The following is a 21417-nucleotide window of genomic DNA, read 5'->3' as shown; positions in this document are numbered from 1 at the left end:
GGGAAAAATCGCGCTTAGCCTAATGCATGTCGCGCAAAAGTGTGAAGCGGTTTTCCGGCAACGACATGCATGAAACGACAGTCTGCGCGAAACGGAAGCAACAAAAAAGGCGGCCGACAAGACCGCCTTCCGCTTGACCGGACGGAACCGATCAATGTTCCTTGTTGGCGTAAACCGACTTCTTCGTCAGGTAGATCAAGCCGGTGAAGATGAGCAGGAAGACCATCACCATGAAACCGGTGCGCTTGCGCTCCTCGAGGTGCGGCTCAGCAGCCCACATCAGGAAGGCTGAAACGTCCTTGGCATATTGATCGACCGTCTGTGGTGAACCGTCGTCATAGGTTACCTGATCGTCCGAGAGCGGCTTCGGCATGGCAAACGTCGCTGCCGCGTGGAAATACGGGTTATAGTGCGAGGTCTCAGGTACTTCGACACCTGCCGGCGGCTCTTCGTAGCCTGTCAACAGCGAATAGATATAATCCGGCCCGCCTTCCTGATATTGCGTGAACAGATCGAAGACGAAACGTGGGAAGCCACGCTCGACTTCTCGCGCTTTGGCGATCAGCGAGAAATCCGGCGGAGCCGCACCATTGTTGGAAGCGGCCGCCGCTTCGGCGTTTGCATATGGTGAAGGGAAATGGTCCGACGGAACGGCCTTGCGGCTGAACATCTCGCCGTTTGCATCCGGGCCGTCCTGAACTTCGTAGTTCGCAGCAAAAGCCTTTACCTGCGCATCTGAATAGCCGAGATCCTGCAGTGTGCGGAAGGCGACGAGCTTCATGGAGTGGCAGGCGGAACAGACTTCGGTGTAGACCTTAAGGCCCCGCTGAAGCTGGCCCTTGTCATAATGTCCAAAAGGACCGGCGAAGCTCCAGTCGAGCTCCTTCGGCTCCTTCAACGGATAGTGCGGTGTTTCCGATTCCGCATGGGCGGACGGCTGGCTTTCCTGAGCTACGGCGACAGCGGCAACGAGGCTGCCGGCGATGGCGAGCGACAGAATGCTTGCAACAAGCTTTTTCATTTCTCAATTTCCTTCCCGTCGCTCGCTTAAGCCTTGAACGTGGCGGTCTCGCCGCTCGCGGCTTTCCCGTTCTTTTCAAGCACCGCTTCCGTGATCGAATTCGGAAGACGGCGCGGTGTCTCCACCAGCCCGAGCACCGGCATGACGACTAGGAAGAAGGCGAAATAGAAGAGCGTGCAGAGCTGCGAAATGGTCACGTAGGAGCCCTCTGCCGGCTGCGAACCAAGCCAGCCGAGGATGATCGCGTTGAGCACGAACAGCCAGAAGAACAGCTTGTACCAGGGGCGGTAGACTGCAGAACGGACCTTGGACGTATCGAGCCATGGCAGGAAGAAAAGCACGATGATCGCGCCGAACATCACCAGAACACCGCCGAGCTTGGAGTCGATCGGCCCGATGTTGAAAGTGATCGAACGGAGCATCGCATAGAACGGCAGGAAGTACCATTCCGGAACGATGTGGGCGGGCGTCTTCAATGGATCGGCCGGGATATAGTTGTCCGCATGACCGAGGAAGTTCGGCATGTAGAAGATGAAATAGGCGTAGACGATCAGGAAGATGGAGACACCAAGCGCATCCTTGAGCGTCGCATAAGGCGTGAACCGCACGGTATCCGTCTTGGTCTTGACCTCGACGCCCGTCGGGTTCGTCTGACCGGTAACATGCAGGGCCCAGATGTGCAGGACGACGACGCCAGCGATCATGAAGGGAAGCAGGTAGTGCAGCGAGAAGAAGCGGTTCAGCGTCGGATTGTCGACCGCGAAGCCGCCGAGCAGGAACTGCTGGATCCATTCACCGATAAGGGGAAAGGCCGAGAAGAAGCCGGTGATGACGGTTGCGCCCCAGAAGGACATTTGCCCCCAGGGCAAAACATAGCCCATGAAGCCGGTCGCCATCATCAGAAGATAGATGACCACGCCGAGGATCCAGAGAATTTCGCGCGGTGCCTTGTAGGAACCGTAGTAAAGACCGCGGGCGATATGAAGGTAAACCGCGAAGAAGAAGAAGGACGCGCCGTTGGCGTGCATATAGCGCAGCAGCCAGCCGTGATTGACGTCGCGCATGATCTTTTCGACAGAATTGAACGCGATGGTCGTTTCGGCGGCATAGTGCATGGCGAGCACGACACCGCTCAGGATCTGGACGACCAGCATGACCGCAAGCATTGCGCCGAAGGTATAGGCGTAGTTCAGGTTACGCGGGACCGGATATGCGATGAAGCTGTCATAGATCATACGCGGCAAGGGCAGACGCGCATCGATCCATTTTTCGAGACCGGTTGAAGGCTCGTAGCTTGAATGACCACTCATTAATCAGTCTCCCCTCAACCGATCTTGATCACTTTGTCGGAAACAAATGAAAAGGTTGGAACCGCCAGGTTCTGCGGGGCTGGTCCCTTACGGATACGGCCGGCCGTGTCGTAGACCGAACCATGGCAGGGACAGAACCAACCATTGTATTCGCCGGCCTGGCCGAGCGGCACACAGCCGAGATGCGTGCAGGAGCCGATCATGACGATCCAGTTTTCCTTGCCTTCGCCTGCGGAGCGCGCCAGGTCGGTTGCTTCGGCATCGCCTGCGAGATTGGCATTGCGCGCGATCGGATCCTTGAGTTCTGCCATCGGAACCGACTTGGCCTCGTCGACTTCCTTCTCGGTGCGGTTACGAATGAAGACCGGCTTGCCGCGCCATTTGACCGTCAGCGACATGCCAGGCTCCAGGCTCGAGACATCGACTTCGATGGAAGCGAGAGCCAGGGTCGAGGCGTCCGGACGCATTTGATCGATGAACGGCCAGGCAACCGACACAGCCCCGACAGCAGCCGCCATGCCTGTGGTGAGATAAAGGAAATCACGGCGAGTGGGTTCCCCCAAGGTCTCGCTTGTCGTCTCGTGTTCGCTCACGGCTAAAACCATCCTCTACGCAAATCTCGCGGTAAGACCGCACTGCCCCTCTCGCCGGCGAATCGATCAGGACACAATTTGGCCATAGATTCCCCGGTCGCCCGGCGGGTTCTATGCTTGATCGCAACTTATGTCCAGCCTTGACAAGGGGATGTGGGCACAATGTCGCGGGAAAAATCAGACGGAGTTTCGTGCCTATTTTCAACTTTGCATTATGCTGCATTGCAACATTTTTTGGGTCATGCTAGTCGCAAAGCCGATCATCAAATCCAGCTGAGCTTTCGGGGATGAAAGACACTATCTTTTGCGTGCTGAACGTCCTCGTTTCTGTCGTGCTCATCATCCTTTCGTTGCGCTATGTCACCGACTACTGGCTTTTGGCTTTTGTCTACAGCCTGCAGACCCATATCGCGATTGTCTGCATCGCAGTTATTTTGTTCTCCCTGCTGCTCAAAAGGCACTGGTACACCGGCCTTCTTCTTGTTGTCGGCCTGTTCCTTGCGATACACCCTTTCTTCATGCTGAGAGAGTTCGCCACCGCGCCTGAGCGCGCGCATACCGACCAGCGGGTCTTCCGCCTGATGTCGTTCAATATTCTGAACAGCAACTTCTCGAATGGCGAGAAAATCGCAGATGCAATCATCGCATCGAATGCCGATGTCGCCTTCATTCTCGAGGCGCCGCCCATCGCTTCGCAAGTGCAGCGGATATCGCAGGTCTATCCCTACCGTGTCGGCTGCGGTGAAGGTATGCCGAAATGCGGCATTGTGGTCTTCTCCAAGCGGCCTATTCTCGATTCGACGATCAGGAGCCTAAGCGATCTCTGGAGCAACCGGCTCGTGCGGGTAGCGATCGATCTGGACGGCCAGCCGGTCAATTTTATCGCCGTCCAGCTGGCGAAACCGTACTTTGACGAATTTCACACGTTCGAACTCTACAACCTCTCCCGCGTCCTGCGCGACATCAAGGGGCCGCTCGTCCTGGCCGGAGATTTCAATTCAGCCATGATCGCCCCGGATATGCAGCGTTTTCTGCGCACCAACGATCTGAAGAACATGTTTCCGGAGCCGACGACCTGGCCAATCCTTGCCGGCCGCTACGGCATCAGCATCGATCACGTCTTTGCCCGCGCTCCGCTGCAATTGAAGTCCGTCAACCGCATCGAGGACAACATGGGTTCAAACCACTTTGGCCTGATGTCGGAATTCGTGATCAGGCAGTGAGGAGTCGTCGTCCTCGTCGGTCGCGATGAAGCCGCCGGACTGCCGTGCCCACAATTCGGCATAGAAACCGCCTCTGGCGAGCAGTTCGGCATGAGGGCCTTCCTCGATGATACGACCCTTGTCGATAACGATGAGCCGATCAAGGGCAGCGATCGTCGAAAGCCGGTGCGCAATGGCAAGCACTGTCTTTCCGCGCATAAGCTTTTCGAGATTGGATTGGAGAGCTGCCTCTACCTCGGAATCGAGCGCCGACGTCGCCTCGTCGAGCACGAGAATGGGTGCATCCTTCAGCATGACACGAGCAATCGCGATACGTTGGCGCTGACCTCCTGAAAGCTTTACACCTCTCTCGCCGACATGGGCCTCGTAACCCTTCCCCCCCTTTTGATCCTGAAGGTCGGCAATGAATCCGTCCGCCTCGGCACGCCGAGCCGCGGCGAAGAGTTGCTCCTCGTCCGCATCCGGTCGTCCGAAAAGTATGTTGTCGCGAATCGATCGGTGCAGGAGCGCCGTATCCTGCGTCACCATGCCGATATGCGACCGCAGGCTTTCCTGCGTGACCTTCGAGATATCCTGGCCGTCGATCAGAATCCGCCCGGTCTTCAGGTCGTAGAACCGCAGCAGCAAGTTGACCAGTGTCGTCTTCCCTGCGCCGGAACGGCCGACAATACCGACTTTTTCGCCCGCACGCACGGTGAGCGAGAAGTTCTCGATGACGCCGTCTTCGCGCCCGTAGTGGAAACTGACATTTTCGAAGCGAATCTCCGGTTTCTCGATGCGCAGCGGCTGCGCCTTCGGCAGGTCGCTCAGGCCGATCGGTTTCGAGATCATCTCGGCGGAATTCTGGATCGTGCCGATATTGCGCATGACGGCGTTGAACTGCGACATCATCCGGCCGAACAACATATTGAGCCGCAATACGAGGCTCAGCGTGAAGGCAACGCCACCGGTGGAGATCTGGCCGGAGAGCCAGAGATCGATGGCAAACAGCGCGATCAGGCTGATCATCACGCCCGAAAGCAGCGCAAGCGAGGAGCGCACACCGGTCAGAAGCCGCGTAAAGGGAATCATCGAGGCCTGAAAGCGGTTGAACCCGTCGCGGATATAGAGGTCGTTCTGCTCCTCTCGGCCGAAAAGCTTCAATGTCTGGATATTGGCATAGGCATCGACCATCCGGCCGTTCAGCATCGAGGCCGCCTCCGCGGACTCGCGGGCATGATAGCGGATGCGTGGAACGAAGTAGCGCGCCAGCCCGGCAAAAACGACGATCCAGAGCGCAATGATGGCAGCGAGTCGCCAGTCGAGCCCCGCAATGAGCGTGATCGTCGAGGCGGCATAGATGATGATGAACCACACGACCTGCAGCAACGACACCACCAGATCGCCCGTGGATTGTCCCGCCGACCAGACTTTGGAAACGATGCGACCGGAAAAGTCGTTCTGGAAGAAGCTCAGCGACTGCCGCGACACATGTGCGTAGGCCTGCCAGCGGACCAGATTGAGGAAACCCGGAACGACAGTCTGCTCCTCGACCAGAGCGCCGAGACTGACGACGATGAAGCGGACGACCAGGATGACAAAGAGCATGGCGGCAAGCTCGCCACCATGGGCGGCTAGGAGCCCACTCCAGCCTGTACCCTGGGGAACCTTGTCCAACAGATCCACGAGATGTCCGACGAACCAGAAGAGCGCCGCTTCGAGCATCGCGACAGCGCCACCCAATATCGCCATGGCAATGAAGGGCCCCTTTGCCTGGCCGACATAGAAGCGGATGAACGCCCCAACGGATTTGGGCGGCCGCAGATCACCCCCGCGGCCGAACGGATCGATCCAAGTTTCGAACAGGCGAAGAATGGGCCGAATGAACATGGCTGCGATATAGGCTGAATCGCGACATCGGCAAAGTGAATGCGACGCTGACAAAACCTTATATTTTGGTAATTATTGATAACATTCTCGCGATGTTCGCTGACGCATGCTCAATCGGCCACAATCTATCGCTATTGGTTTGGTCGTTATTGGAGATTGCTTCCATGGAAATGACGGTGCTCGCAGCGCAGCTTCCGGTTCCGCTTGTCGAAAAGCTGGATGAAATATCGGAGCATCTTGGCCAGCCGCGTGACTGGGTGGTGGCGCATGCCCTTGCTGATTGGTTCAATCGCGAAGAGGAGCGTCGGCTGCGGACACTGCGCAGGCTGCCGAATGTTGATGCACTCGTCATTGTCGAACAGGACCGGATTATTGCCTGGGCCGACAGTCTCTAAAGTAATTCCAGGAAAAGTGCGAAGCGGTTCAGCGCTTCATGAAAAGCTGAAGCCCTCTAAAACGGCATAATCACGAATCGGGACCTCTCCCGCATCACAGGGAGAGGTCCTGTCGTTATTCGGCGGCTGCCTCAGTTTCTTCCGAATGGTCGGCAAGAAAGCCGCCGGACTGCCGGTTCCAGAGATCAGCATAGACGCCACCCTGGTTCACGAGCTCGCTATGCGCGCCGGCCTCGATAATCCGCCCCTTGTCGAGGACGATCAGCCGGTCCATCTCGGTCAGCGTCGACAGGCGATGGGCGATTGCGATCACCGTCTTGCCCTCCATGAGGGCGAAGAGGTTTTCCTGTATCGCCGCCTCGACTTCGGAATCGAGTGCTGAAGTTGCCTCATCGAGGACCAGAATCGGTGCGTCCTTCAGGAAGACACGAGCGATCGCGATACGCTGACGCTGGCCTCCGGATAGCTTGACACCGCGTTCGCCCACCTGAGCATCCAGACCCTTGCGGCCCTGCATGTCGACAAGCCCCTCTATGAACTCCCAGGCATTGGCGCGCTTGGCCGCATCGATGACCTCGGCATCGCTCGCATCGGGACGACCATAAGCGATGTTATCGCGGATCGAACGATGCAACAGGGAGGTATCCTGCGTTACAACGCCGATCAATGAGCGCAGGCTCTCCTGCGACACCGTCGAGATATCCTGTCCGTCGATTGTGATGCGGCCGGCCTCCAGTTCATAGAAGCGCAACAGCAGGTTCATCAGCGTCGTCTTGCCGGCACCGGAACGTCCGACGAGACCGACTTTCTCGCCTGCGCGAATGTCGAGCGACAGATTATCGATGACACCTTTCGCCTTTCCATAGTGGAACCGGATATGATCGTAGTGGATAGCTCCCTTCTTCGTCTTCATCTCCACCGCGTCAGGCTTGTCGACGATGTCGTGTTCCTTCGTCATCATCTCCATGCCGTCATAAACTGTGCCGATGTTCTCGAAGAGCGCCGAGACCTCCCACATGATCCATTGCGACATGCCGTTGACACGCATGGCAAGACCGATCGCAATCGCAATCGCGCCGACTGAAATCGCGCCGTTCAGCCAGAACCCGATCGAAAGGCCCGATATGACGAAGAGCGCCACGCAGTTGTTGATGTAGACCGCGATATAGAACAGCGTCACCTTGCGCATCTGCCTGTGGACGGTCTGCAGGAATTCATCCATGCCGGCCTTGGCATAGGTTTCCTCCCGCCCCGCATGGGAGAACAGCTTGACGGTGGCGATGTTCGTGTAGCTGTCGACCACTCGGCCCGTCATCATCGAGCGCGCGTCGGCCTGCTGTGCCGCGATCTTGCGAAGCCGGGGCACGAAGTAGGAAACGATCGCGACGTAGATGGCAAGCCAGACCAGGATCGGCAGCATCAGCCTCCAGTCCGCAGCGGCGATGATGATGATCATCGTAACGAAGTAGGTCACGACGTAGACGAAGACGTCGAGGATCTTCATCACCGTCTCACGCACCGCAAGTGAGGTCTGCATCACCTTCGTCGCCACACGTCCGGCGAACTCGTTGGCGAAGAATGTCATGCTGTGACGCAGCAGAAACCGATGCATCTGCCAGCGGGCAATCATCGGATAATTGCCGAGCAGCACCTGGTGCATGATGAGCGAGTCCAGTATGGCGGCGAGCGGCAAGCCGATCAGCACGAGCGCCGCCATCCAGACGAGCTTGTACCCTTCCGTCTCGAGGAACGTCGCGCGGTCGGCATTTGTCAGCCAATCGACGATATCACCCAGGAATCGGAAGAGTGTTACTTCACCAATGGCGATCAGCATCGTCAGCACGGCCATCAAGGCAAGCCATAGCGCTGCCGGCTTGGTGTAGTGCCAGCAGAAGGCAAAGAGGCCTTTCGGAGGAACAACGGGTTCCTCCGTCGGAAAGGGATTCAAGCGCTGTTCAAACCAGCCAAACATGAAATTGCTCCGGAACTTTAGCGTTCCGGCTCCCCCAGGGCTTCGCGCGGTGACGCGCTGACAGCACATATGGGAACCGGACGTTCAAACAGCGAGGCCACAACAGCCGCGCAACGGATCGAAAAAGGGGAATTTTGGAAGATTCGCGCTTAGAAGCGCCGGATCGCAGCCATTGGCATCACGGCCAGGAGGCAATTGCGCAAAAATGTATTCATTCATGCCTCCCTGCTGCGGAATTGAGAAGATGAGCACGGATAACCCAAATACACGTAATTTGCTAGCCCTGATTGTCGCACATCCGCAAGTTTTCGAAGCAGCAACCGTCGTTACTCGGAAGAAATCGAACTATAACGTGCGGCGCTGTCTCGCTGCCTGCCCGGCTGTTCTTGAAAGTTGACCCGTGATATCCGCCGCAGCTTCGATACCGGAATGGCACGACCGATGAAGAACATCAGAATAGCGCTCTACCAACCCGATATTCCTGGCAACACGGGCACCATCCTGAGGCTTGCCGCCTGTTTGGGATTGGCAGTCGATATCATTGAGCCGGCGGGCTTCGATATTTCGGACCGTAATCTGAAACGGGCAGGCATGGACTACATCGCCGCTGCAGCCCTTAGCCGTCACGTCAATTGGGACAGATTCGACGCGTGGCGCAGGACCGAAGAAAGGCGCCTCGTGCTCGCTTCCACCAAGGCGTCGCAACCCTATACCGATTTCGCCTTTCGTCCGGACGACATCCTCCTCTTCGGCCGCGAGAGCGCCGGTGTGCCGGAGCATGTCCATGAAAGCGCGGATGCACGGATCCTCATTCCGATGGTTGAGGGGCAACGCTCGATCAATGTCGCGATATCAGCGGCAATGATCGTTGGCGAAGCCATGCGCCAGACCGGCTGGAACTGATCGAGCGGGATGCCGAAAAGTGTGCGCGGTTTTCGGGCGACGACATCCCGATTCAAAGGTTTGATTTAAAGGCAGATTCAGATTTCAGGTCGATGTGACCTGAAATCATCAGGCTATAGCGCACGCCGATATTGCCGTTGGCAGGCCCATTATTTTGTGAGAAGCTGATACATAGAATGCTTACACACACCGGCAGCCATTGGCGAGGCGAACCCATGTTTCAGACAGCATTCACTCTCACCCTCACCCAATTTGCACGCAGCCTGAGCCTTCCGGAGCGTCTCCAGAAGACACCGGTTCGCAATCTGGCGCTGGAAGTCTTGCGCCAGAGGAACACGGCTCTGGACGCGGTCTTCTATGACGTGAAAACGATCAGTCCCGAGGAAGCCTTTTACATCAGCGACTCGCTTGCCGCCGAAGGCTCGATCCTGATCGTGCCACCAACCGGCGGCGGCTCATTGATGCTCTGCGACACACTTGAGGAATTCGTCCTGCGCGGCGGGCGCGACGTGCATGTGCTGGCTGTGGCCGGAGTCGGCAGCTCCGCGCTCGGCTCCGCTGCTTTCGCCCGAAACGTTGCCGATGCGGTCGGCGAACCCGTCGCTGTCGTCGTTTCGGGCTATGGGCTTGGCGACATAGTTCTGGAGGGGCTCGGCGGCCATTTCCTGTTTGGTCACATGAGCGGCCTGCGGCATTCGCTCCAGATATTCGACGAGCTTTGGGGAAGGCCGAAACTGGGAGCCGCAAATCTCGGCAGAGAACAACCGATCCGCTCGAGCCTCGATGCGAAGACCGTCAGTGCGATACTGATGGAGCCTGAGCTCTCCTTCACTCTGCTGACCGGTCACTCGAAAGGGAATCTCGTTCTCTCGGAGGCCTTGCAGGATCTTGGGCAGACCAATCCTGCAAGGGCGGAGCATCTGGCCGCCACCGCGCGCATCGTCACATTCGGCGCGAGGATAGCCATGCCGCCGATTTTCAAGGACGTCATCCATGTGATCGGCGAATGGGACTGGTTCGGCGAGATGAACTCGCGCCCGTCGATCGCTGCCGATCGTCGCATCCCCAATGCCGGCCACCATACCAACACGGAACTTGCCGGCCACCTGCCAGTGACATCCGTGCTCCATGAAATACTTGCCTTGAAACCGAAAGCGGCGGACCAGTTAGCGGACAATCAGGCAGTCGCTGCCATATTGCAGGAGCAGCCGATCGAAGAAAGGGACGAAGGGGAACAGCAGAAAGACCCGATTCCCCGCCGAACTCCCTCGGTAAAGAAGACGAAGGTTACCGTGCTGACCCGCGAAATAATGCCGGAGATAAGCCACCACCGGATGAGTCCATCATCTGGCCCGGAAAATTCGAAACCGCATTGACGCTGCGGAGGGCAAGCCTGCAAGGTCCAGCTACTCTGTGAAATAACTTGAATGTTCCTTCGCAAGCTTCGGAAGCGAAATCAGGATTTCCGTCAGGTGCTGGCGCATGGCCGCTTCCGCCTCATCCGGCATGCGCCGCTTGATGCTGTGAAGGATCTTTGCATGCTGCCTGATGATGACCTCCGAAGGAGTCGCCTCGGGCAATGATAGATAGCGTACACGATCCATCTGTGCCTTGAGCCCGTCGAGCACGCGCCAGGCGTCCTCACAATCTGCGCTCGCCGCAATCGCCTGATGGAATACCTCATCGAGTCTCAGGAAGAGCGTATTCTCCCCTCGCCTCGCCGCCGATCGCTGATCGGCAATCACAACTTCCATCGCCGTGACGTCGACCTCGGTAGCCTGGATTGCCGCCTTGCGCACGATCGCAACTTCGATCGCCTCCCGGATGAAGCGCGCGTTCTCGACTTCTCGTATCGAGATCAGGCGGACGAAGGTGCCACGCTGCGGCCGGATTTCCACGAGGCCGACCTCGCCCAATTTGATGAAGGCTTCTCTGACCGGTTGGCGCGACACGCCGAGTTGTCCCGCAATATCGGCTTCCGAAAGCAGATTTCCCGGGCTGAACTGCAGCTGGACGATGGCATTTCGCACAGCCTCGTAGACACGCCCGCCAATCGTCGCCTGACGTGAGCGGTGCGTATCCGTACTGAGCGCGGCCAGCCTGAAGTCCAGTGTCATGTTGACATCTTTATACTACCATACTAGTCGTTGGAAGATAGCTTGGAGGAGGAACCTGCATTTCGGAAGGAATGATGAAATTCGTCGCGTTCAGATCCGCTCCGAAGGCATCACAGCAGCCTAAGAGTTAGATTATCCGGCACGGCTCGCCGGTCATCACTCTACCGTAAGAACATGAAGATCGGGGATTATACTGTTGATAGGATTCCATTTGTGTAGCCCGTCTCGTCCTTATCCAAGCCCTGCTCTTTCTGACCAGCCTGATTCTATTGCTGTCGAATTTTGCTTTCGCTCAAAGTGAAAGCGCAACATTCCTCTTGGGAGCTCGAGAATGAGACAGACTTGGAGATGGTTCGGTCCGGTTGACAAAGTGAGCATTGCCGACGCCCGGCAAGCCGGCGCTGAAGGCATCGTCAGCGCGCTGCACCATATCCCCTACGGGACCGTCTGGACGCGGGAAGAAATCGAAAAGCGCAAGCGCGAAGTCGCGACCGGCGCTAGCGGCGAACCAAGCGGGCTTGCATGGGAAGTGGTCGAGAGCCTGCCGGTATCGGAGGAAATCAAGACCCAGAAGGGTGCCTGGCGCGAACATTTCGCAAATTATCGGACATCGATGGAAAACCTGGCGGCAGCGGGTATCGAGGTCATCTGTTACAACTTCATGCCGGTACTGGATTGGACCCGCACTGATCTTGCCTGGTGCGTTGCCCATGGCGGCACGACAATGCGTTTTGATCTTGCCGATTTTGCCGCTTTCGATATCCATATTCTTCGCCGCAAGGGTGCGTCCAACGATTTTCCGGCGGAAGTCGTCGAAGACGCGACCCGTCGGTTTCATGAAATGGATGAGGCCGCCCGCAGGAAGCTTGCCGCCAACATCAATGCGGGATTGCCGGGCGCCACGGAGACTTATTCGCTGGACGGCCTGCGTGCCGAGATCGATCGATATGCCGAAATCGATGCTGACCGTCTGCGTCGCAATTTCATCGATTTTCTTTCCGAAGTCGTTCCGACCGCCGAGAAGCTGGGCATGCGGCTCTGCTGCCACCCGGATGACCCGCCCTTCCCGCTGCTCGGTCTGCCGCGCATCACCTCGACGGAGGCGGATTATCGCCTCCTGCTCGATGCTGTGGACAGCCCCGCCAACGGCGTCACCCTCTGCACCGGTTCTCTTGGCGCCCGACCGGACAATGATCTGCCCGGCATGGCGGAACGGCTGGGTCCGCGGATCCACTTCGTGCATTTGCGGAACGTAAGGAAGGAAGCGCAACGGATTCCATGCTCCTTCTATGAGGACGAGCACCTTGCGGGAGACACGGACATGGTCGCCGTCATCGCCGCGCTTTTGCGCGAGGAGGCGCGCCGGAAATCCGAGGGCCGTCCGGATTGGCTGCTTCCCTTCAGGCCCGACCACGGCCAGGACATTCTCGACGATCTGAAGCGTGGGGCCCAACCTGGCTATCCGGCAATCGGCAGGCTGAAGGGCCTTGCCGAGCTGCGCGGGGTGGAGTACGCCCTGAAGGCAAGAGGAGGACTATGATGAGTGTAGGTGACGGCTTTCTTCATCCGGACCGGCTGTTTCCCGCCGATCCGGCGACGCGATCCATTGCGCGGGATCTGTACCAGACGGTGCGCGATCTTCCTATCGTAAGCCCGCATGGCCACACCGAGCCATCCTGGTTTGCGGACGACAAACCTTTTGGGGATGCCGCCTCTCTGCTCGTCATTCCGGACCACTATCTTTTCCGCATGCTGCATAGCGTCGGCGTCGCCCTCGATGATCTCGGTGTTCCACGCCTCGATGGCAAACCGGTCGCGGAAGGCCGCGCGATCTGGCGCGCATTCGCCGCCCACTATCATCTTTTCCGCGGCACCCCTTCGAGCCTTTGGGTCGATCACGCCATGTCGGCCGTGCTCGGCTGCGCGGAACCTCTCACGCCGTCGAACGCCGATGCGCTTTATGACCATATCAACGCGCAGCTTGCTCTCCCTGAGTTCCGTCCGCGCGCCCTGCTGGAGCGCTTCGGCATCGAAACCATCGCCACGACCGAGGGCGCGCTCGACCCGCTGATCCATCACCAGAAGCTCGCCGCTGACGGCTGGATCGGACGCGTACGCACGACTTACAGACCCGATAGCGTGACAGACCCGGAAGCGCCCGGCTTCCGTGAGAACCTGATACGCTTCGGTGATATTACCGGCGCGGATGTTACCACCTGGTCCGGCATGATCGATGCGCATCGCAAACGCCGAGCCGATTTCCGCAAATATGGCGCGACCGCGACTGATCACGGCGTGCCCAGCGCATTTACCGCCGACCTGCCAGAGGTTGAGAAACAGCAGCTTCTCGACAAAGCTTTGAAGGGCTCCTTGAGCGCGGCCGAGGCGGAACTCTTCCGCGGTCAGATGATGACGGAAATGGCGGCGCTTTCGGCCGAAGACGGCATGGTGATGCAGATTCATGCGGGATCCCGCCGCAACACGGACCGCGAGCTTTTTGCGACGCGCGGCGCCAACATGGGTGCCGATATTCCGGGCCGCAGCGATTGGGTTGGAGGGCTGCAGCCTCTGCTGTCGAAGTATGGCCACGCACCCGACCTGCGCATCATTCTCTTCACGCTCGATGAATCGACCTATGCCCGCGAACTGGCACCGATGGCGGGCCACTGGCCGTCGTTGATGATAGGTCCGCCCTGGTGGTTCCACGACAGTCCGAACGGCATCCGCCGCTATCTGGACCAGGTCGTGGAGACTGCGGGCTTCGTCAATCTCGCCGGCTTCAACGACGACACGCGCGCTCTGCTGTCCATTCCCGCGCGCCATGACGTCTGGCGACGCGAGGTCTGCCGCTTCCTCGCGCAGCTCGCAGCCGAGCATCGCATCAGCCGCAAGGAGGCCGAAGTGGTGGCGACGGAGCTTTCCTACACATCTGCGAAGAAGGCCTACAAGCTGTGACAGATCGTCTAAAAGACCTTTCAGGACTGGCCACCACGGCAGTGCTGCCGACCTATGACCGCGGGAAGCTGCGCTCCGGCATATTGCATCTCGGACCCGGCGCGTTCTTCCGTGCCCATGTCGCACCATTCACTGAAGATGCCATTGCCGTGGGTGGTAGTGACTGGGGGATCGAGGTGGCAAGCCTGCGCACCGCTGATGTCGCCGATCATCTGAACGAACAGAACGGCCTCTATACGGTTCTCGTGCGCGACACGGCGGCAACGACGGCGCAGGTTATCGGTGCCGTCCTGTGCGCTCATGTGGCGACCCGCGATCCGGCGGCGCTGCTCGAACGCCTGAGCGATCCGGCGATCCGCATCGTCAGTCTGACGGTCACGGAAAAGGCCTATGGTGTCGATCCTGCAACCGGCGGGCTCGATTTGACCCATGCCGATATTGCGGCCGATCTCGCCAATCCGCACGCGCCGCGCGGTGCGGTCGGCTATCTGGTCGAGGGTCTCTCGCGCCGCCGACAGAAGGGCATCGCTCCCTTCACTCCCCTCTGCTGCGACAATCTGCCGGGTAATGGGGCCCTGCTGCGGCGCCTCGTGCTGGATTTTGCCGGCCGTGTCGATCCGGCGCTCGCGCGCTGGATCGAGGACAATGTCCCCTTCCCGTCGACCATGGTCGACCGCATTACGCCGGCAAGCACCGACGATACCTATCGCGACGCCGAGCGCCTGACCGGCCGCAAGGATCTTGCTGCCATCGAGACCGAACCCTTCACGCAATGGGTGATCGAGGATCGTTTCGCCAACGGCCGCCCGGCATGGGACAAGGCGGGCGCCTTGATGGTCGAGGATGTTTCGCCCTACGAAAAGATGAAGCTCAGAATGCTGAACGGCTCGCATTCGCTGCTTGCCTATCTCGGTTTCATCCAGGGTTACGAATTCATCCGTGACGTCATGGACGATGCCGCTCTTGCCGCACTCGCCCGCCGTCACATGGAAGCAGCCGCCGCAACACTCGATCCGGTTCCCGGCATCGATCTCGACGACTATGCAGCCCAGCTCATCGCCCGCTTCGCCAATAGGGCTATCGCACATCGCACCTACCAGATTGCCATGGACGGAACGCAGAAGTTGCCGCAGCGGCTGCTGGAACCGGCCACCGAAGCGCTGTCCCGGGGCGACACTGCAGAAACCTATGCGCTCGCGGTCGCTGCCTGGATGCGCTATGCCGTCGGTGAAGACCGCAACGGCAAGCGTTATGATCTGCGCGATCCCCGCGCTGCGGAAATCGCGGAACGCCTCCGCGACGTTCCGCGGAACGGCCAGGCAGTGGCTGAGGCGCTATATGCGCTTCCCGGTCTCTTCCCCACAGCGCTGAGGTCGCACGCAGCGTGGAAAGACGATGTCGCAACGAAGCTGGACATTCTACTGCGCAACGAACGAATGCTGTCGGCATAGCGACAACCAAAGAGATTGGAGCACCCGGCGCCCAGGCGGAAACGCCTGGGCGTGTGATGCCATGGCGATCTGGCATGGATAATCACGGCCACCGTGACCAAGAGAAGCATTCAATCCCGCCAGTCTTTGTTTTAAGGGAAATTGATCGCGAACAAAGCAGATGAGTCGCGACCATGCCACAGCGTTGTGGGAATAAGCTACGACACACGCGCTAAATCCCGAAAATCGACATCGATTTCCGGCAACGATTTGCGCAGATTCAAAGTAATAGAGCGTCGGACCCGCGGCGCTCCAGCCTGCGCGGAGACGATGAATGGAAAGACCGGAACTGCCGATTGGCCTGCCGACGGATATCGAAGACAAGAAGGCTGCGGCGCGCGCCTGGTTCGAGAACTTGCGCGATACGATCTGTGCTCAGTTCGAAGCCCTTGAAGATGAGCTGACCGGACCGCTTTCGGACCAGGAACCTGGTCGTTTCGTTGCCAAGGACTGGCTGCGTGAAAGCGGCGAAGGCGGTGGCGGCCGCATGTCGATGATGGAAGGCCGGGTCTTCGAGAAAGTCGGCGTGCACACCTCGACGGTGCACGGCGAATTCTCGCCGGATTTCCGCGCACAGATCCCGGGCGCCAGCGAAGACCCGCGCTTCTGGGCCTCCGGCATCTCGCTGATCGCGCATCCGGTCAATCCCAATGTGCCGACGGTCCACATGAACACGCGCATGGTCGTAACCACCAGCCACTGGTTCGGCGGGGGCGCCGATCTGACCCCAGTGCTCGACCGGCGTCGCACGCAGACGGATTCCGATAGTGTGCTTTTCCACCGCTCCATGGAAATTGTCTGCCAGCGACATCGGGTCGCAGATTACGCGCGCTACAAGGAATGGTGCGACGAGTATTTTTTCCTGAAGCACCGCAACGAGGCGCGCGGCATCGGTGGCATCTTCTTCGACTGGCTGCATTCGGATGAAGAAATCGGTGGCTGGGACGCCGATTTTGCCTTTGTCCGCGATGTCGGCCGTGCTTTTAGCCTCGTCTATCCCAAGATTGTCCGCGCCAACTTCAACAAGGACTGGACAGAAGCGGATCGTGATGAACAATTGATCCGTCGTGGGCGTTATGTGGAGTTCAATTTGCTCTACGATCGCGGTACAATCTTTGGGCTGAAGACGGGCGGCAATGTCGAATCCATCCTGTCTTCCCTGCCGCCGGTAGTGCGTTGGCCGTAAAACAAAATCGAGACCCTGAATCGAACAGGGAGATCTAGCACGAGCTCAAAAGAATCCTAAATTAGTTTGTATGCACGTTTCAATCGGAGGAGGATTGTCATGGCATCACAAAGCAGCGTGACTGTCGCTCGCGGGCAGGAAGTCTTGCAGGCGGCGGGTACCCCGGAATTCCTTTATCGTTTGGCGGAAGAACTGAGAGCGCGAAGCGGCTCGGATCTTCCGGTGTCCTGTTTCCTGGAGCAGATCAAGTTGCAGCTCGCGAGTGGCAAATCCACCGAGGAACTGCAGGCCGCAAAGGAAAAAGCTCCGGCCAATTCCAATTCGGCTCAATACCAGTCATCTGATTGCTTCAGATCCTGGGCAATGCCCGATTAACCGAGCGGAGGAGATAGCCCGGCAAGGCTTGAGGAGGCCGTGCAAGGGTTCGAACCTTTACCATATTTCCGCGTTCTTAGAGTCCATGCTCCATGAGCGTGAGGATTTTATGTTTTCAAAAAAATGAGGAGGCAGATATGCGACTGTTCGAATGTGGCACCCTTGTGCCCGGTTGCGACTGGCATACCCGGGCGGACAATGACGCAGAAGTCGTCCGTCGCGCCGTCGAGCACATGCGGACCGCCCATGGCGAGACGATCATTCGTGAAAATATGGTAGAAAATATCAAGGCGAGGATTCGCAACGAAGCGACCGCCGCCTGAAGACTGGCTACTTGGTCATTTCCTTGAGCCGAGCCAGCAGTGCTTCCCGGTCGGCGGAGAAGTTGCCCTCGAGCCAGTCGTGCTCGAGGGCAGACAGCAACTCGCCGACACGCGGCCCGGCCGGAATACCAGAATTGATAATGTCTGCACCACTGACGGGAAGAACCGGCTTCTTCCACGTCTGCGCGCGATCAAGGAGCCTTCCCAAACGCGCCGTCCGGGACATTTCATCAGGATTGGTCTCAGCCTTGCCCCGCGCTGCCGCAGTTGCCAGCTTCAGCCGCATCGTGATGCCATTGGCTCCGTAGCGGTATAGAAGTCTGTCGAGGGCCGACAGCGACAGATCGTCTTTGATGGCTGGTGCCAGCGCCCAGCCCGTGAGAGCCGCGGCTTCGGTATTGGAAAGTCGCAATCGAACGGCAAGTTGTTCGAGCCGCACGACATCCGGCGGCATGATGGCGGCGAGCCGCAGCAGCGGGTCTGATCTCCAGCCCAGTATTTGCTCCGCTGAAATCAACGCCGGAATGGCGTCGATCCCCCATTTCTCGGTTTCCGGCAGGATCTCGGTCAGGACACCAACCTGCCGCATCCAGAGCAGCGCCCGGCCGGGATCTTCGGCCGAAAGCAATTTCTTCATCTCCGACCAGACACGTTCAGCCGAAAGCGAGGCGAGTTTTGCGCGTGCAGCAGCGCAGGCCCTCAGACCGTCCGCATCCGGACGACCAGACCCGTAATAGGCGAAGAACCGGAAGAAACGCAGGATACGCAAGTAATCCTCGGCAATTCGCGTGGCCGCATCGCCAATGAAACGCACATTTCTCTTCTCAATGTCCGGCAATCCGCCGACGAGGTCGATGACCTCTCCATCGGCGCCGACATAGAGGGCGTTGATCGTCAGGTCGCGGCGCTCCGCGTCCGCCTGCCAGTCTGTGCTGAAGGCAACAATCGCGCGTCGTCCGTCCGTCTCGACATCCTTGCGCAGCGTCGTCACCTCAAAGGGTTTTCCGTTGAGGACCAATGTCACGGTTCCGTGCTCGATGCCGGTTGGCACGGCCTTGATGCCTGCAGCCGCAGCACGTTCCATCACCACTTCCGGCCTCAGCGTCGTAGCGATATCGATATCGCTGACCGGCAAGGCCATCAGGCTGTTGCGCACGGCGCCGCCAACGACCCGCCCCTCGCCGCCATCTGCGTTCAGAAGCGTGAAGATTCGGGTCAGTCCAGGTTCCTGGAACCAGGGCTCGCGGGCAAGGCTGGTCATGCATAGAGCCTTTCATAAAGCGTGCGGACTATACCGGCTGTTATCCCCCAGATCATCCGCGAACCATAGGGCATGCGATAGAACTGCCGCTCGATCCCCTCCCATATGCGGCTGTCGCGCATGTGATGCTCGGGATTCATCAGAAAGGAAAGCGGCACCTCGAAGACATCGTCGACTTCGTTTGGATTGGGGACGAGTTCGAAGCCGCGTGTGACGACACCGAGCACGGGGGTGATGCGGAAGCCTGTGGCGGCGAAATAGTAAGGCAGCCGGCCGACCGTTTCCACGAAGGTACCGTCAAGGCCAATCTCCTCTTCGGTCTCACGCAGCGCCGCCATCTCGGGCGAAACGTCGTCGGGATCAATCGCTCCTCCCGGAAAGGCGATTTGTCCCGAATGCCGGCGCAGCGTCGCAGTACGTTGGGTGAAGATAACCTTGGCCTCCTGCCCGTCGTCGACGACAGGCACGAGCACTGCCGCATCACGCAGCGTTATGCTCTCCACTTGGGCGATGATATCGGGATTGAGAATGTGATCGCCATGGTCACGCCAGGCGTGATCCACCGGGCCGCCGTTCTGATCAAGCGCGCGACGCCGGAATTCGGCAGCGGAATAAAGCGGGTATTCGGTCATCGGGCAAGCGCATCCAATTCGGCGGCGGGCATGATCGGAAAGATTGCGCCGCCAGAGCGCACGGCAAAAGTGGGAACGCCTTCAATTTCGACCGTTTCACCGATCTCGACAAGGTCGTATGTCAAGGCTCGCGTGAGGAGAGCCTCCAGCCGCCCGCGCACATGCAGATAGGGTTTAAGTTCGCAATTGCCGCCATGAACGACAAAGCGCAACGGATGGCCCGTTCCCGCCTCGACCACGTCGCCGGTATTGGTACGAAACGTGAGCACCTGCATGCCGTCCCTCTCCGTCACGCTCATCTCGACGGCAACGAAAGGCGCGTCGGCAACCCTGATGCCGACCTTCTCCACGGGGGTGACCAGATAGGTTTTTCCATCCTCGTCCTTGCGCAGAACCGTGGAAAAAAGGCGGACAAGCGGCTCCCGGCCGATGGGCGTCCCCATATAAAACCAACTTCCGTCAGCGCGTATCTCCATGTCGATATCGCCGCAAAAGGGAGGGTTCCACCGAGCTACCGGCGGGAGATCTTTCTTTTGACCACCAGTCTGGCTCGCAGCGCGCGAAATCAGCGCGGCAAGCGCAGCGCTATCCGCCATAGCCTTGATTTCGCCGGCTGCCATTCTTCCGTCCCGGTTTGCCGTTAACCACGTTACTCACGAGATAGTCATTTGAAACGCGCTTGTCAGCCCGCATCATGGGGATAAGTTGTATTCAGAGTGAGACAGAAGTGTAGAGGCTGCGATTCGCGGCGCATGCTTTTCAGCCGTTGGAGACACCTATGGGTATGATGAAATCGACCGAAATGAGCCTGGACGAGAAGGCTATCATCGCTTCCGCCGAGCAGGCTCTGGCCGATATCGCCTCCATTCGGGAAGAGATTGCGCGGGTCATCTTCGGGCAGGAAAGCGTGGTCGAGAATACCATGCTTGCGATCTTGTCGGGCGGCCACGCGCTCCTGGTCGGCGTCCCGGGTCTGGCGAAGACCAAGCTTGTCACGACGCTCGGCGAGGTGTTGGGCCTCAGTGCCAACCGCATCCAGTTCACGCCCGATCTCATGCCCTCCGATATTCTCGGATCAGAAGTCATGGATCAAGACGAGAGCGGCCGGCGCTCCTTTCGTTTCGTAAAAGGCCCGGTCTTCGCCCAGCTGCTGATGGCCGACGAGATCAACCGCGCCTCGCCCCGCACTCAGTCCGCGCTTCTGCAGGCCATGCAGGAATATCACGTCACGGTCGCCGGCCAGCACTATGAGTTACCGGCTCCCTTCCATGTGCTCGCGACGCAGAACCCGCTGGAACAGGAAGGTACCTATCCCCTGCCCGAGGCACAGCTTGACCGCTTCCTGCTGCAGGTCGACGTCGGCTACCCGGAACTCGAGGCCGAACGCCAGATCCTTCTGGAGACGACCAGTCTGACGGAAGCGCGTCCGCATGCCGTCATCGATGCCCAAAGGCTTGCGGACATCCAGAGGCTGATCCGCCAGATGCCGGTCAGCGATACGGTTGTCGACGCCATTCTCTCGCTGGTGCGTTCCGCCCGACCCGGCCAGGGTAATGCCGACACGGACAAGCATGTGGCCTGGGGACCCGGTCCGCGTGCCGGCCAGGCCATGATGCTCTGCACCCGCGCCCGGGCTCTTTACGAAGGCCGCCTTGCTCCCTCACTGGACGATATCTATGCGCTGGCAGAGCCGGTGCTCGAACACCGCATGGCGCTGACATTCGCCGCACGTGCCGAAGGCATGTCCGTGCGCGATGTCATCGCAGGTCTGGTGAAGCAGGCCAAAGTGTGA

Annotated in this window: 21 protein-coding genes; 11 read left to right on the top strand and 10 right to left on the bottom strand. The window is 58.9% G+C overall.

The genetic code is table 11. The features are described 5' to 3' along the window. Positions 1–151: 151 nt before the first annotated feature. From AAE029_RS26705 to petA, 3 genes are read right to left on the bottom strand one after another with little or no spacing between them, the layout of a single operon-like run. Complete coding sequence (locus AAE029_RS26705; protein WP_371075922.1) at positions 152–1021, bottom strand: cytochrome c1; 870 nt, start codon at positions 1019–1021, stop codon at positions 152–154. 26 nt (positions 1022–1047) lie between these two features. After that, positions 1048–2331 carry a cytochrome bc complex cytochrome b subunit gene (locus AAE029_RS26700; protein ID WP_371075921.1) on the bottom strand — a complete coding sequence of 428 codons (1284 nt, stop codon included), beginning with the start codon at positions 2329–2331 and terminating at the stop codon, positions 1048–1050. A gap of 14 nt (positions 2332–2345) precedes the next feature. After that, entirely contained in the window at positions 2346–2924 is a 579-nt protein-coding gene (gene petA / locus AAE029_RS26695) for a ubiquinol-cytochrome c reductase iron-sulfur subunit (RefSeq protein ID WP_371075920.1), read from the bottom strand. 287 nt (positions 2925–3211) lie between these two features. On the opposite strand from petA, the gene AAE029_RS26690 reads away from it, so the two are divergent. Beyond that, the gene (locus AAE029_RS26690) at positions 3212–4147 is read left to right on the top strand and encodes an endonuclease/exonuclease/phosphatase family protein (RefSeq protein WP_371075919.1); all 936 of its coding nucleotides are present in this window, start codon (positions 3212–3214) and stop codon (positions 4145–4147) included. Here the strand turns inward: AAE029_RS26690 and AAE029_RS26685 are convergent. Continuing rightward, on the bottom strand, positions 4103–6016 hold the full coding sequence (locus AAE029_RS26685; RefSeq protein ID WP_371075918.1) for an ABC transporter ATP-binding protein: 1914 nt from the start codon (positions 6014–6016) through the stop codon (positions 4103–4105). The genes AAE029_RS26690 and AAE029_RS26685 overlap by 45 nt on opposite strands. Before the next feature lie 164 nt (positions 6017–6180). On the opposite strand from AAE029_RS26685, the gene AAE029_RS26680 reads away from it, so the two are divergent. Further along, the gene (locus AAE029_RS26680) at positions 6181–6411 is read left to right on the top strand and encodes a CopG family transcriptional regulator (protein ID WP_371075917.1); all 231 of its coding nucleotides are present in this window, start codon (positions 6181–6183) and stop codon (positions 6409–6411) included. 115 nt (positions 6412–6526) lie between these two features. Here AAE029_RS26680 and AAE029_RS26675 read toward each other — a convergent pair whose 3' ends face one another. Both AAE029_RS26675 and AAE029_RS26670 read right to left on the bottom strand, forming a co-directional pair. Beyond that, positions 6527–8383, bottom strand: a complete 1857-nt coding sequence (locus tag AAE029_RS26675; protein ID WP_371075916.1) for an ABC transporter ATP-binding protein — start codon at positions 8381–8383, stop codon at positions 6527–6529. A gap of 84 nt (positions 8384–8467) precedes the next feature. Further along, entirely contained in the window at positions 8468–8602 is a 135-nt protein-coding gene (locus AAE029_RS26670; RefSeq protein WP_371075915.1) for a hypothetical protein, read from the bottom strand. Positions 8603–8824: 222 nt separating this feature from the next. Here AAE029_RS26670 and AAE029_RS26665 point away from each other — a divergent pair, with 222 nt between their 5' ends. Beyond that, positions 8825–9286, top strand: a complete 462-nt coding sequence (locus AAE029_RS26665; RefSeq protein WP_371075914.1) for a tRNA (cytidine(34)-2'-O)-methyltransferase — start codon at positions 8825–8827, stop codon at positions 9284–9286. Positions 9287–9501: 215 nt separating this feature from the next. Next, positions 9502–10662, top strand: a complete 1161-nt coding sequence (locus tag AAE029_RS26660; RefSeq protein WP_371075913.1) for a hypothetical protein — start codon at positions 9502–9504, stop codon at positions 10660–10662. 30 nt (positions 10663–10692) lie between these two features. Here the strand turns inward: AAE029_RS26660 and AAE029_RS26655 are convergent, their stop codons facing one another. Continuing rightward, positions 10693–11403, bottom strand: a complete 711-nt coding sequence (locus tag AAE029_RS26655; protein WP_371075912.1) for a GntR family transcriptional regulator — start codon at positions 11401–11403, stop codon at positions 10693–10695. Between the two features lie 331 nt (positions 11404–11734). On the opposite strand from AAE029_RS26655, the gene uxuA reads away from it, so the two are divergent. The 6 genes from uxuA to AAE029_RS26625 all read left to right on the top strand — a co-directional run bounded on the left by uxuA (position 11735) and on the right by AAE029_RS26625 (position 17732). Further along, entirely contained in the window at positions 11735–12943 is a 1209-nt protein-coding gene (gene uxuA / locus AAE029_RS26650; protein WP_371075911.1) for a mannonate dehydratase, read from the top strand. Then, positions 12943–14358: a glucuronate isomerase gene (gene uxaC / locus AAE029_RS26645; RefSeq protein WP_371075951.1), complete on the top strand. Its 1416-nt coding sequence runs from the start codon at positions 12943–12945 to the stop codon at positions 14356–14358. Before uxuA ends, uxaC begins: the two co-directional genes overlap by 1 nt. Next, complete coding sequence (locus AAE029_RS26640) at positions 14355–15809, top strand: mannitol dehydrogenase family protein (RefSeq protein ID WP_371075910.1); 1455 nt, start codon at positions 14355–14357, stop codon at positions 15807–15809. The genes uxaC and AAE029_RS26640 overlap by 4 nt, the downstream gene beginning before the upstream one ends. Positions 15810–16122: 313 nt before the next feature. Continuing rightward, positions 16123–17034, top strand: coding sequence for an oxygen-dependent coproporphyrinogen oxidase (gene hemF / locus AAE029_RS26635; protein WP_371075909.1), 912 nt, complete (start codon positions 16123–16125; stop codon positions 17032–17034). Positions 17035–17133: 99 nt separating this feature from the next. After that, the gene (locus AAE029_RS26630) at positions 17134–17409 is read left to right on the top strand and encodes a hypothetical protein (protein ID WP_371075908.1); all 276 of its coding nucleotides are present in this window, start codon (positions 17134–17136) and stop codon (positions 17407–17409) included. A gap of 137 nt (positions 17410–17546) precedes the next feature. Further along, positions 17547–17732 (top strand): DUF1059 domain-containing protein, encoded by a 186-nt coding sequence (locus AAE029_RS26625; RefSeq protein ID WP_371075907.1) that lies wholly within the window; start codon positions 17547–17549, stop codon positions 17730–17732. Positions 17733–17739: 7 nt separating this feature from the next. Here the strand turns inward: AAE029_RS26625 and AAE029_RS26620 are convergent, their stop codons facing one another. From AAE029_RS26620 to AAE029_RS26610, 3 genes are read right to left on the bottom strand one after another with little or no spacing between them, the layout of a single operon-like run. Further along, a complete protein-coding gene (locus tag AAE029_RS26620) occupies positions 17740–18993 on the bottom strand; it encodes a CCA tRNA nucleotidyltransferase (protein ID WP_371075906.1) in 1254 nt (417 codons plus the stop codon). After that, the gene (locus AAE029_RS26615) at positions 18990–19625 is read right to left on the bottom strand and encodes a CoA pyrophosphatase (RefSeq protein WP_371075905.1); all 636 of its coding nucleotides are present in this window, start codon (positions 19623–19625) and stop codon (positions 18990–18992) included. The genes AAE029_RS26620 and AAE029_RS26615 overlap by 4 nt, the downstream gene beginning before the upstream one ends. Then, positions 19622–20245, bottom strand: a complete 624-nt coding sequence (locus tag AAE029_RS26610) for a DUF1285 domain-containing protein (RefSeq protein WP_371075904.1) — start codon at positions 20243–20245, stop codon at positions 19622–19624. The genes AAE029_RS26615 and AAE029_RS26610 overlap by 4 nt, the downstream gene beginning before the upstream one ends. A gap of 158 nt (positions 20246–20403) precedes the next feature. Here AAE029_RS26610 and AAE029_RS26605 point away from each other — a divergent pair, with 158 nt between their 5' ends. After that, a complete protein-coding gene (locus tag AAE029_RS26605) occupies positions 20404–21417 on the top strand; it encodes an AAA family ATPase (protein ID WP_371075903.1) in 1014 nt (337 codons plus the stop codon).

This window comes from Sinorhizobium sp. CB7 (genome assembly GCF_041357635.1).
Lineage (GTDB): Bacteria > Pseudomonadota > Alphaproteobacteria > Rhizobiales > Rhizobiaceae > Rhizobium.
This window is presented reverse-complemented; position numbering and strand designations above follow the sequence as displayed.